The sequence below is a fragment of the Psychrobacter sp. PSP genome, from assembly GCF_024085615.1.
Classification (GTDB): Bacteria; Pseudomonadota; Gammaproteobacteria; order Pseudomonadales; family Moraxellaceae; genus Psychrobacter; species Psychrobacter pacificensis.
Genome location: NZ_JABLTF010000015.1, coordinates 249,610 through 262,194 on the forward strand (window position 1 = coordinate 249,610; position 12,585 = coordinate 262,194).

Annotated in this window: 10 protein-coding genes; 2 read left to right on the forward strand and 8 right to left on the reverse strand. The window is 41.8% G+C overall.

The features are described from left to right. Window positions 1-8: 8 nt before the first annotated feature. The 5 genes from HL061_RS05110 to serS all read right to left on the reverse strand — a co-directional run bounded on the left by HL061_RS05110 (window position 9) and on the right by serS (window position 7,314). Window positions 9-1,004 (reverse strand): NERD domain-containing protein, encoded by a 996-nt coding sequence (locus HL061_RS05110; protein WP_071002105.1) that lies wholly within the window; start codon window positions 1,002-1,004, stop codon window positions 9-11. Window positions 1,005-1,044: 40 nt separating this feature from the next. Then, window positions 1,045-2,562, reverse strand: coding sequence for a hypothetical protein (locus HL061_RS05115; RefSeq protein ID WP_071002106.1), 1,518 nt, complete (start codon window positions 2,560-2,562; stop codon window positions 1,045-1,047). 64 nt (window positions 2,563-2,626) lie between these two features. Further along, window positions 2,627-3,634 (reverse strand): hypothetical protein, encoded by a 1,008-nt coding sequence (locus HL061_RS05120; RefSeq protein ID WP_071002107.1) that lies wholly within the window; start codon window positions 3,632-3,634, stop codon window positions 2,627-2,629. A gap of 82 nt (window positions 3,635-3,716) precedes the next feature. Then, entirely contained in the window at window positions 3,717-5,714 is a 1,998-nt protein-coding gene (tkt, locus tag HL061_RS05125; RefSeq protein ID WP_093071429.1) for a transketolase, read from the reverse strand. 313 nt (window positions 5,715-6,027) lie between these two features. Then, on the reverse strand, window positions 6,028-7,314 hold the full coding sequence (gene serS, locus HL061_RS05130) for a serine--tRNA ligase (RefSeq protein WP_093071428.1): 1,287 nt from the start codon (window positions 7,312-7,314) through the stop codon (window positions 6,028-6,030). A gap of 486 nt (window positions 7,315-7,800) precedes the next feature. Between serS and HL061_RS05135 the strand changes: the two genes are divergently transcribed. Both HL061_RS05135 and HL061_RS05140 read left to right on the forward strand, forming a co-directional pair. After that, window positions 7,801-8,460 carry a YcxB family protein gene (locus HL061_RS05135; protein ID WP_093071427.1) on the forward strand — a complete coding sequence of 220 codons (660 nt, stop codon included), beginning with the start codon at window positions 7,801-7,803 and terminating at the stop codon, window positions 8,458-8,460. A gap of 256 nt (window positions 8,461-8,716) precedes the next feature. Then, the gene (locus tag HL061_RS05140) at window positions 8,717-9,202 is read left to right on the forward strand and encodes a Dps family protein (protein WP_071002111.1); all 486 of its coding nucleotides are present in this window, start codon (window positions 8,717-8,719) and stop codon (window positions 9,200-9,202) included. A 119-nt stretch (window positions 9,203-9,321) separates the two neighbouring features. Here HL061_RS05140 and HL061_RS05145 read toward each other — a convergent pair whose 3' ends face one another. From HL061_RS05145 to HL061_RS05155, 3 genes are all read right to left on the reverse strand, one after another. Beyond that, window positions 9,322-10,023: a DUF2057 family protein gene (locus HL061_RS05145; protein WP_071002112.1), complete on the reverse strand. Its 702-nt coding sequence runs from the start codon at window positions 10,021-10,023 to the stop codon at window positions 9,322-9,324. A 103-nt stretch (window positions 10,024-10,126) separates the two neighbouring features. Beyond that, on the reverse strand, window positions 10,127-10,930 hold the full coding sequence (hda, locus tag HL061_RS05150; protein WP_071002113.1) for a DnaA regulatory inactivator Hda: 804 nt from the start codon (window positions 10,928-10,930) through the stop codon (window positions 10,127-10,129). Between the two features lie 316 nt (window positions 10,931-11,246). After that, window positions 11,247-12,353 carry an AI-2E family transporter gene (locus HL061_RS05155; RefSeq protein WP_071002114.1) on the reverse strand — a complete coding sequence of 369 codons (1,107 nt, stop codon included), beginning with the start codon at window positions 12,351-12,353 and terminating at the stop codon, window positions 11,247-11,249. Between the last annotated feature and the right edge of the window lie 232 nt (window positions 12,354-12,585).

Below are 12,585 nucleotides of genomic sequence, written 5' to 3' on the forward strand. Positions count from 1 at the left end.
ACTAGTAGTTAATCAATATTTACTACGCCGCGGCATTTAGGAAATTGGATACAACCAAAAAAGGTCTGACTTTGATTCTGGCCTTTTTTTGCTACTCTCTTAATCATCTCGCCGTTGCATCTTGGGCAGATTGGCGCTTGATCGATATTAGCGTCATGATCTGTCGCTTTAAGTATCTCAGGTTTATTCACTTTTGGCTCAGATTCTACAATCTCAAACGGCGTCATAAACAGTTTATTGGCCATGTCATGCGACATACTGGTAGGCGGTGTGATGGTCTGCTGAGTATTCAAACTATCGATCGGTAACTCGCTAGATTCAATCTCAGTTTGACCAGACCATCGATGCACTTCTCTACTCTTTAGGATAGTTCTATCAACGGTTTCTTTTATTATAGACTCAGGTGTAGGGTTATCAGTATTCTTGCTAGCATTGCTATGCTTGTCTTTTAGATAGGCTTTGTGTTGGCGATTGGTGCGCCATGACTTGCTAAATTTATTGCTCTCGATCTGCTCGACGATAGATGTGACCTCGTCTTCGGTGAGTATTTTATCTTGCTTCTTCTTCACATAAGATACCATACCACCTGTTAACACGTGTTCGGGTAGCTCATCACGGGTTTTTAGCTCGCACTCACCGATAAAAGCAATCATCGAATGAAAGTAGCTCAGCTCCAAGTCTAATAAATCAGCGAGCGTCTTTATGTGCAAGTAGTTCTGACGCAATGGATTTTGGAATTTGAATTTACTTCCATTTTGGAAAACTTGTGTCCACTGCTTTTGCTTCTCGCTACCGTATATCCAACCTTTATAGTTTTTGGTTTCAATCACAAAGATGCCGTATACGGAGACGATAACATGATCGATTTGCGTACTACCACCATTGGCTAATGGCAAAGTGACATTGTTTAGACGGTGATAGATGTCTTTTTCAAGCTTGAGCCACATGGCGACGTTGATGACGGTTTCACCGAGGAAACCTTTAAAGCTAGATTTTAGGGACATGGTGGATTTCTCAAAGCATGGCTTATTAGGTTGACATCTACTAAACAAAAGATTTAAGCCCATATAAGATATTTATAAATATGATTACACCAATGACAATTTTCATGAAGCTTGTACTTTCTTGTTTTGCTTCTGCAAAATTCTGCTGAATTGAAGCTGTAACGAAGGCTATATCGGTTGAAGTAGGCTTATAGCTGTTGAAGGTGACTTCATTAGCTAAGCTTGGAATGTCATCAATAAGCTCAGTCACTTGTGGCCGAAGGTGCTTCTCATATCCTTTCCAAGGATTATCACTCTCATAAAGTTTTCGTACGCCATAATACATATCTTCTTCAAAATAACTGTCTTGAATCCATTGATCGTAATAAGCTGGGTCCCAAAATTTGGCAGGAAGTACAGTAACCTCAGCTGTTTCATCACTGATTAAAATAGGGAATGAGCTTTGTAAAATACCATTGGGTAAATGTAACCGCCAAACGAATATACTGGTAGACTTTAATGGTAAAGGCGTGATGCTATTAGGAATGTCAAAACCATGCATTCTAGTATGTTCGTCAGTTATGTGCTCGGCATACTTTGATATTTCTATATCATCCGTATCAGGAATGGTATTTTTAAAAGTATAAAGTTCATGTGCAATTTCTGCTAGATAAGAAACTGGTGTTCGCCCTGTTGGATCGTATAAGACTTCAGCAGGACAAGAATATGTCTGATCAAAAGACCATAGCATTTTATTTGCTTGGACGACATGAGCCCATACTACTTTGCCTGTTTTATATAGCTTAGCCAATTGATTCATTTGTTCATACAAGACGTCGTCTTTCATCCATTTTGGAGGCATCATTTGTAAGTAAGCTAAATCCGCTCGATCTAAATTAGCAAATTCAATCTCCCTGTCAAACTTCAACTCCATAGTGGATACGGGTGGCAAAGGCTGGTTGAAATCAGTATTGCTTAATATAGTAGATGGAACTAGCTCCAACACACTTTGCCAAATTGTTTGGTCTTGTAATGCCCCATCGTCACTAGCTATTATCAATGCTTGGTAAATCACTTGCTTAGGAACGAAAAAATCACACAAATCTTGGATATCACTATCAAAATCGACAAACATGTTTTCAGCCAGTGCGGCCTGATCTCCTATACAATGATCGCTTGCATCAGAGTACCAAACTGGGACTTCTCTACGAGCTCGCCCAATGACTTCACCTAAATAATAGCTCAATATCTCAATAGTCGAGCTATTGTGCAGCGGGTATTCTAAAGAAAAGATTCGATGTTCTGTAAATTCAGGCAGTCTATTTTTAACCGTTAGCAACCAATCATCAACTCGCTTAAGACTGTTTATCGAATAATCAAGATTACAGTTACGAAGCTCTCTTTCATATTTAAAGTCCTGATGTCTGGTCAAACCATCTAACTCATCAGGATTCGCCTGTTCTGACCTATCGGAGAAAAAATCATCTAACGTTAAGAGCACGTTTACCGTTTCAACAGTCGGTTGATTAGACGTAAGGAATGGCTTTTGCGAGTTAATAGAAGTCGTGCAACTTGTCATGATTTTATCATCTTAGAAAATATTGAATTTTAGTTTATGTCGTTTAATAGTTAGCTACCGATGACTACCTGTCTACTAAATGTTTCTTCTTCCATTGCACATAATTAAAGTTGTCTTTAGCAATGTCTATATGCCAATCATAAGGAAATAAGTCTGATTGTATTTCTTGTGGAATACTATTTTTATGTATAAAACACCGATTAACTAATAACTCTTTCGCAGCTGGTACCGATACTGGTATTTCATCATTATATTGCTGATAATGTTGTTTATAGCTTTCAGCACTTGAAAGATCTTCTTCTCCATCTACGTTGAATTTCCATTCTTTTTCTGTCTCGTAGTTTCTAACAAAGTCTGTTCGCCAGCGCGAATTATGTCCCCAGCCATGAGATAAGTCATGACATAATCGGTTATCTCTATGATTGGTGAAATACATATCACTTTTTTCAGCCAAGCTTTTATCTACGCATGGATGATTGTAGATAATTACTCCACCCCTCGAAAACTGTAATGCACCAAACATAATAGTCGGATACAGCTGCTCTTTGATAATTATTTGCTCATGCTCACCTACTCTTACTACGTCATCAACATAATATATTTCATGGTAAAAAGGATGATAGTAAGGTTGGTCTATAGATGACACTTGCATCCCTATCTCTGTAAAAAAAGAACGATATTCAGCTACTGTTAATTCCCCTCGATTCAATAACCACAATAGATGATCATTACAAACGCTGAGAGCAAAAAGACTCCATAGTTTAGATGTCAGCCTTTCATGGATGTCAACCTCGTTACATTCTTCTATACGCTCTTTTACGAAAGTAAAGTTTAGCTTATTATTCTTAATACTTAATTTAGTAAATACTGATTTGAGTAGACCATCTTCTGTATTCTTTATAGGCTCTTCTATGTCTGTAGATATTACTTTAGTTAAATTAGCATCATAATTTTTTAAAGCCTCGCAGTCTTTTAGTATGCGTCTAATATCCTCAATATGTGCAGCTAAGACTTCTTGATAGACATCTTTCCCTTCATAATTTGCTAAGTCGAGATATAGAGCTACACTCATAATTTTACCCAAAAAAAAGATAGACTGAACGCATTCAGTCTATCTTATATGTGCTGTCTTACAAACGGTTTTTAGTTCAAAATTACACCAAACTATTCACCGCTTCAACCACAGCGTCAGTCGTAATACCAAACTCTTTATACAAGTCACTTGCAGGTGCAGATTCGCCATAAGTGGTCATCCCGATGACTTTGCCATCGAGACCGACAAACTTATACCAGTAGTCTACGTGCGCCGCTTCTACTGCGACGCGGGCGCGGATGGTGGCAGGCAATACCGCTTCGCGATAGCTAGCATCTTGCTCAACGAAAATCTCGGCACATGGCATAGACACCACACGGACGCCAATACCATTTTCGCTAAGCGTCTTGTGCGCTTGCATCGCTAGGCCAACTTCTGAACCGGTTGCGATGATGATGGCTTGTAGCTCGCCTTGCTCTTTCGCCAGTACATAACCACCTTTGGTGATGTTCGCGACTTGCTCGCTATCACGTGCTTGATGTGGCAAGCTTTGACGGCTAAAGATCAATGCTGATGGGTTATTTTCTGATTTGATTGCTTCTACCCAAGCGCTTGCAGATTCGGTAGCATCACAAGGGCGCCATGTACGTAGGTTTGGCGTGGTACGTAGGCTCGTCAATTGCTCAACTGGCTGATGCGTTGGGCCGTCTTCACCCAGACCGATAGAGTCATGCGTATAGACGTGGATGACGCGCTGCTTCATCAGTGCGCCCATGCGTACCGCGTTACGTGCATATTCCATAAACATCAGGAACGTCGCTACGTAAGGGATAAAGCCGCCATGCAATGCAATACCATTGGCAATCGCGGTCATACCGAACTCGCGCACACCATAATAGATATAGTTGCCATCGCTGTCTTTCTCGATGCCTTTAGCGCCTTTGAATAACGTGAGGTTTGAGCCCGCTAAATCTGCTGAGCCGCCTAGTAGTTCTGGCAGTAATGGCTGCAAGCTGTTGATCGCGTTTTGGCTGGCTTTACGACTAGCAACATCACCGCCCGCTTCTTGCGTTTGCTGAATGTACGCTTGCGCTTGGCTAGCAAAGTCAGCAGGCAACTCACCATTTAGACGACGTGACAATTCTGCGGCAAGCTCTGGATAGGCTTTTTTATATGCTGCAAAGTCAGCATCCCAGTTCTTTTGCTGCACATCGCCTTTGGCTTTGGCATCCCACGCTTCATAGATTTCATCGTCTAGCTCAAATGGGGCATGTTTCCAAGACAGCGCATCACGAGTCAAGGCAATTTCATCATCACCAAGTGGCGCGCCATGACTGGCCGCAAGACCTTGTTTGTTCGGGCTACCAGCACCGATAGTCGTTTTGCAAATAATTAGGCTTGGCTTAGCAGTCTCTGCAATTGCTTGCTCAGTTGCTTGCGTAATGGCATCAGTATCATGACCATCAACTTTGATCACTTGCCAGCCGTACGACTCAAAGCGAGCTTCGGTATCATCAGTGAACCAACCTTCAACATTACCATCGATTGAGATGCCATTGTCATCATAGAAGAATACCAATTTGCCAAGACCTAATGTGCCAGCGAGCGAGCACACTTCATGACTGATACCTTCCATCAAGCAGCCATCGCCTAAGAACGCATAGGTATGATGATCAACGATATTATGACCGTCACGGTTGAACTGCGCTGCGAGTGTCTTCTCTGCAATCGCAAAACCAACAGCATTGGCAATACCTTGTCCTAGAGGACCAGTCGTCGTCTCAACACCAGGGGTATAGCCATACTCAGGGTGACCTGGGGTTTTTGAATGCAGCTGACGAAAGCCTTTTAGGTCATCAACGCTGACATCATAACCTGATAAATGTAGCAATGAATAAATAAGCATAGAGCCATGACCGTTTGACAGTACAAAGCGGTCACGGTTGTGCCAATTAGGATCAGCTGGATTGTGCTTCAAAAATTTGCGCCACAAAACCTCGGCAATATCAGCCATACCCATTGGCGCACCCGGATGTCCAGAGTTGGCTTTTTGAACCGCGTCAAACGACAGTACACGGATGGCATTGGCTAGTTTACGTTCGCTAATTGGAGCTGGCATAGAGTGTCCTAATATTCGAATGAGTCGTATAAAGATAAGAGGAGAGTTTACTCAGAGGATGATCCACCAAAAACGCGGCGTGCGTCCTCAGTGGATAGGGTATAAAATAAAAATGCAATATTAACATATTTGCTATGAGCCTAGCCAAAAATGCGGTGACAATACCGTTTCTATTTAGCAATGACTCACATCAGTTTTGTTAAACGATAGACAGTCATAGATTTTAATTTAAGCTATCAGTAACAAGCTGCAAGTGACCTAAGTGACCTAAGTGACCTAAGTGACAAGCAGCTCATTACTTATAGTCCATTTATTAAACTGAAATAGTCTCAGCACCGCCCATAAATGGACGCAATACTTCTGGAATCGTAATGCTACCATCAGCGTTTTGATGATTTTCCATCACTGCTAGTAGCGTACGACCAACCGCCAATCCTGAACCGTTCAAAGTATGAGCTAAGCTGGTTTGCTTGCCATCTTTGACACGCGTACCCATACGGCGCGCTTGGAAATCGCCACAGTTAGAGCAGCTAGAGATTTCGCGGTAGGTATCTTGGCTTGGTAGCCATACTTCGATGTCATAGGTCTTTTGTGCGGCAAAACCCATATCGCCCGTACATAGCTGTACCGTGCGGTATGGCAACTCAAGCTGCTGCAAGATATATTCGGCCTGCCCTGTCATTGCCTCTAGCAAGTCATCAGACTGATCGCTGGTGCCAACATTGACCATTTCGACTTTTTCAAACTGATGCTGGCGGATCAGACCACGGGTATCACGACCGTGCGAGCCCGCTTCACTACGGAAACATGGCGTATGCGCGGTGAATTTTAGCGGTAGCTCTTTGATATCCAAACGCTCTCCGCGTACCAAGTTGGTCATCGGCACTTCTGCAGTCGGAATCAGATAAAAATCCATCTCATCGTTATTCGTGTGATTGCTTAGCTTAAACAAATCCTCTTCAAACTTAGGCAGCTGACCCGTTCCTTTTAGACTATCGCTATTGACAATATAAGGCACATAGGTCTCAAGATAGCCGTATTTCATGGTATGGGTGTTGAGCATAAACTGGATCAGTGCACGATGCAGCTGCGCCAATTGGCCTTTTAGCACGTTAAAACGGCTACCTGTCAGTTTGGTTGCGGCCTCAAAGTCGAGCATGCCAAGCGTCTCACCGATATGCGTGTGATCTTGAATCTCAAAATCAAACGTACGCGGCGTGCCCCACTTACGCACTTCTACGTTATCGTCTTCTGACGTACCCACTGGTACATCTGCCGCTGGAATATTTGGAATCTGCAGCGCCGCTTGAGTGATGCGCTCTTGCAGAGTACGTAGCTCGTCTTCAGCAGCTTTGATCTCACCGCTAACGCTTTGCATTTCAGCCAATAGCTCACTGGCATCTTCGCCTGATTTTTTTAGAGCGCCGACTTGCTTAGCCCCAGCGTTACGGCGCGATTGCCATTCTTCTGTTTTGACTTGCAATGACTTACGCTCGGATTCAATCGACTGCCAAAACTCCATATCAAGCGTATAGCCACGAGTGGCCAGTTGTTGCTGTAAATCGCTTAAATCGCCGCGTAAGAGTTTTGGATCAATCATAATCGTTGCCTGTAACACTAAGAGTGAATAAGAAGTTTAAACATTATTAGTATGATTATTGGTCAGCTTATACTTATTGCAAAGCTTCATAACTCAATAACTACCTTGCCATGCTGCCATATTTTTTATCAAACCATATGGGTGCCGCTATCATACCAAGACCCAGCAGATTTGACCATGCTTTGAGCTTTTTTGAGCGCTTTTAGCGTGATTTTGGGCTACTACTTTCATTATTCATAGCCAGTCATACTTACCCGAAATGCATATCCTATATGTTCAACTTACTTTAATAAGGATCATCTACCTTTATTAAAGCCATTAATATCGCCGCTATCAGTGAACAGATCCGCTTATATGTTTCATTTAAGAGTACTTTTCGGTAAGATAAGCGCATACCTTTATTTACCTACAGCCAAGTAGTAAATCATGACTTGGCTTTGGCGATGTAAACCCAAAACTTTTAACATAAGCATCTGAGAAACCTTTATGGCCCTGTATCCTTACACGCTCCAACCTGTCGCCTTAAACCTAACTGAAGCTGAATTCCTTCAAGCCCAATATGAACTGTTTGCCAGTGCCAGCCCCTCTTTTGGTCTGTCAAGCTTTAAGACCAAAGAATGGATCATTATGGCTGTGGTTGTGGTACTGGCTATTGCAGGACTGATCTTTGTAACAGGCTACTCAACCATCATTTTTTGGTTGATGCTCGTTGGTGTGGTGATTTATCTATTGGCGCGTACTTTAGGCTTTAGATGGTATGTAAAAAGAGAGTTTGAAAAACAAATTGCTGATCAAGAGATGCCAGATGAAATGCGTCAAATGAAGCTAGGTGTACAAAAACATGGTCTGGTCATGGCAATGCCAAGCAACCAGCCTGAGATGATGAAAAACTCGCAAATGCGCGGTATGCAAATGCGTGCAGGTGCGACCCAGCAAGCGGTTATTCCGTGGACTGCTATCAAGAGCTGGGACGAGACTGACGACTATATCTTTATGATGTTTGAGATGAAAGGCCAGCAAGGTAGCCAAATTCTTCCGAAACGTTTGCAAGCGCAAAAATTCCCTATCGATACGGTACGTCAACATCTACAAGAAGTGGTTCCGGTCAAAGGCTTAAATCCTGAAAACTTGCAGCCGCCAGTATAACGGTTATCAGCTCTCTCTATCGTTTAGAAAAACAATAGAAAAAGCTAATTATAGTTTTATAAAATAAATCGTAAAAGTGAATTTATTATATTTAACTTACTAATGATAGTTTGCTATTATTATAAGCATCAAAGGAAGAGCTAGAGCTTATATAGATATTAATAAAAGTTAAGATATTTTTATTTTTATGCTAATTAACTACTACTCGTCTTTCTTCAATTTTATATAACAACACTCACACTATAAGGACAATATTATGAGTAATACTAATAACGCTACTAACCAGATCGGTTTAGAAAAAGCTGACATGAGCGAAGTTATCGCTCAATTAAACAATCTGCTATCAACGTACCATGTGTTTTACTTAAATGTACGTGGCTATCATTGGAATGTAAAAGGTGAGCACTTCTTTACTTTGCATCCAAAGTTTGAAGAATTATACACATCGCTACAGTTACAGATTGATGAGATCGCTGAGCGTATTTTAACGCTGGGTGGTACACCACTTCACGCTTACAGCGATTTTGCACAACACACGAGCATCAGCGAAGACAAAAACGTCAAAGATGGTACATCTTGCGTTAAAGGCGTAGTAACTGGTTTACAAGCGCTCATTGCCGAGCAGCGTCAAGTATCGTCATTAGCAGCAGAAAGCGACGATCAGGGTACCGCTGATCTGGTTGATGAATACGTACAAGAGCAAGAAAAGCTGGTATGGATGTACAATGCCTTTTTGGGTTAATACTTTACTAAGCTGATCACACTTAGCTTAAATAAATCCAAATAACAGTAAAACTTAGAACCATAAAAAAGCACCCAGCTGGGTGCTTTTTTATGCTCAGCGATCTGTAACAGATTGATTTACTGTTGAATCCATTGACGCATCTTTTCACGCTCAGCAGGTGTTGCTTGTAGCCAAATCTGCATAAATGAATCTAAGGTATTGGTAGAGGTATTCACACTCGTGGTTTGCTTGATATTGGTCGTACCAACATTAGTATTGTTTGGCATTGCTGCTGGTTGATCTAATGCTGCTATCGCACGTTGGTTTTGTAATTCTGCATCGCCCGCCCCACCAAACACACCACCTAGCGCCTTACCAAGTCCTGAAAGCAGTCCACCTTGATTACCAGCCATACCCTGTTGACTTGCGATAACTGTATTGTTCTGCTGAATAGCGAGTGTTGGCTGCTTAGCATAATCTTTAGCGGCTTCGTAATCTTCTGGCTGGTTCGGCATCGTCAAACGATACGTTTGGTTATCTGCCAATTCCGCCGTCACGCTGACGTTACCTGAACGCAGGTAATCATGCTCATCACGCTGCAAGTTATATAAGCGGTCATACTTAGCAGTGATAGCGTGTTGACCTGGCTCAAGGGTAAACTTTTTAGTTAGTGGTTGAAATAGACTTTGCTGAACTTCTTGTCCATTGATGGCAGTCACTTTGATATGGTCATCAACCAATAGCGTCACAGCGGCTTGTGACATCACAGAGACTGAGGTCGCACCCACAAACAACAGTCCAATAGTCAATTTTTTTAGCAAAGAAGCATTCGATTTCATAGGTTATTCCATTAATAGTGAAAGCAGGTTGGATAAAAAGTTCGTATTCTTACTGTTATTTGTATTTTTGCTGCTAAAAGTCTTACAATTAAAAATTTTACGACTAAAAATCAAGTGGCATCGTATGTTGGTCTTGATCCGTCGTCACATTGTCTACTTGCGTCTCTTGGGCTATATCAGCCAGCTCTGCTGCAAGCGTTTGCTCATCAATGGTACGCAGCGCGTCACTGATCACCGCTTTTGATATATTACTGCGGCCAAGGTTAGAAAACATTGGCTGTATATAATTGAGCACTTCCATCATTGCACCGATACGATGTGGCCCTTCAGTCAATAAATGATTAATAATTCGATCATCAAACTGCCAGCCGCGCCGACGCAAAATGGACTGAAGCAGTGCTTGACGGTCTGCTAAATCATGACCAGTAGGCACCTTAAAAGCTGGTGCTTGTGCTAGGCGCGTTAATAAATCTCTCAATTGAAACGGTAAGTCGCCAGCCGGCTTATTGGCTGCAAATAAAAGCTGGCGCTGCCCTTCGCGGCTACGATTGATTAGATGAAACAGCGCTTCTTGCCACTGACTACTTTGCTCAAGCACTTCTAAATCATCGATAGCGATCAGATCAAAGTTTTCTAAAGAAGATAATACATGGACGTCGGTATGGATCAATTCATTGAGCGACAAGCAAATGGCTGATTTGTCCATTTCAATAAATGACTCACAAATAGCGGAGAGCAAGTGAGACTTACCCGTCGCAGGGCTACCAAACAGGTATAACTGACCAATCAGGCCGACATGTAATTGCCGCACTGCATCAATAATAGACATCCAACCAGGACCGGCAAAGTCACTAAGACTTGCATCATGCTTAATGTCCAGATTGAGACTTAGCTGTGCTTCTGCCATGGATCATCAACTCGTGTTGCGTAGTGCAATATAAAAGTGCAGTAGAAAAAGGAATAAATTGCTATTCAGTACTATCCATACTACCTGATAAAAATATGTGCAGTGGATATATAGCTTTTTTATGATGGATGAATTGCCCTAATTAGGCTAATCTTGATAAAAAATATAGCAACGGCTGATACGATCAACACTGCGACTATATATAACATATTTGCAAAATGACTGACAAGTCTTTTACCTACTAAGCCTGATCAACCATTTGCTTTTTTCTTCCCATTTGTACGCTATCCGCTCACTATATTCAATAATAAAATATTTACTTCTTCTCAAACAGTAGCAATTGCTTACGACCTTTATAAAAATCTGTCGTAAGATAATACGCATATAGGTGGCGGAACAATACATTTAAGACAGCAGAGACTGGTAGCGCAATTAACATACCCACAAAACCCAATAGACTGGCGCCTGCTAATACCGCAAAGATAACCCATAATGGTGATAAACCAATTTTATCACCTAATAGTAGCGGCTGCAGAATATAACCTTCTGCAGCTTGCCCGACCAAAAACGCCCCAACAACCAATAACAAATAGGTCCAATCCAACCCAAACTGAAACAAGCAAGCGATGATAGCGGCCACAAATCCAATGCCAAAACCCAAGTAAGGTACAAAGCTTGCAATACCCGCTACCATACCGATGATAAGTCCAAGCTCTAGACCAATAAGCTGCAGCTGTATTGCATAAATAGCACCCAGTAGCACCATCACCAACAGCTGGCCTTTAATAAACGCCATTAAAGCCTGATCGCACTCTTTGGCGATGCCAATGACTTGTTTGCAGTATGCTCCTGGTATCGCCATCTTCCACGTCTGTAAACGCTGATCCCAATTGAACAAAAAATAAAACGTTAAAATTGGCACCAACACGATCAGTCCTGCACTGTTAATAAAGTTCATACTTGAAGTCAGTACTTGGCTCATCATGGTACTGGCATCAGCAAACTTATAATTCGTTTGCATATACTCGACCAGCGTCTCAGAAAAATCCTTCGACTCTAAGACAGGCAATTGAAAACGAGTATTACTGTTGAACCACTCTCGTACCACTTGATTATACCAACTAGATATCTTAGGTAGATACTCCCAAGCGGCTTGCAGCTGATGCCACAATGTCGGTACCAACCACCAGAGCAACAGCGCCATCCCTACAGTGATGGTAGAGTACACAATAATAATTGCGATCCAACGTTTGAGATGTTTTGACAATCGCTTTACCAAAGGATTGAACAAGTAGGCCAGCATAAAAGCAAATATAAACGGCACAATGACTGGTATCATCAGGTAGAGAAGGAATAGCGCCACAACCAAAACGACGACGATAAATAAACGTCTGAAAAAAGGGTCGATTGGTTGGTTTATCATGATAAGTAATCCTATATGTGGGCTGATTTGAGATAGTGACAAAAATTGCGGTACTTGAGCCGTCAGGAGTCGTAAATCTAGTGTTTTATTATCGCAGAGTACAACAAAAAATCAGTCATTTTTTGTTTCTTAATCGCTTATTTGCCATTTAATGCAAAACTTAGCCAAATATCGGTAAGTTGCTTTGCGAGTGTGGTCAGTTTTTGGGTATAATGCGCGCACTATCTTTAAA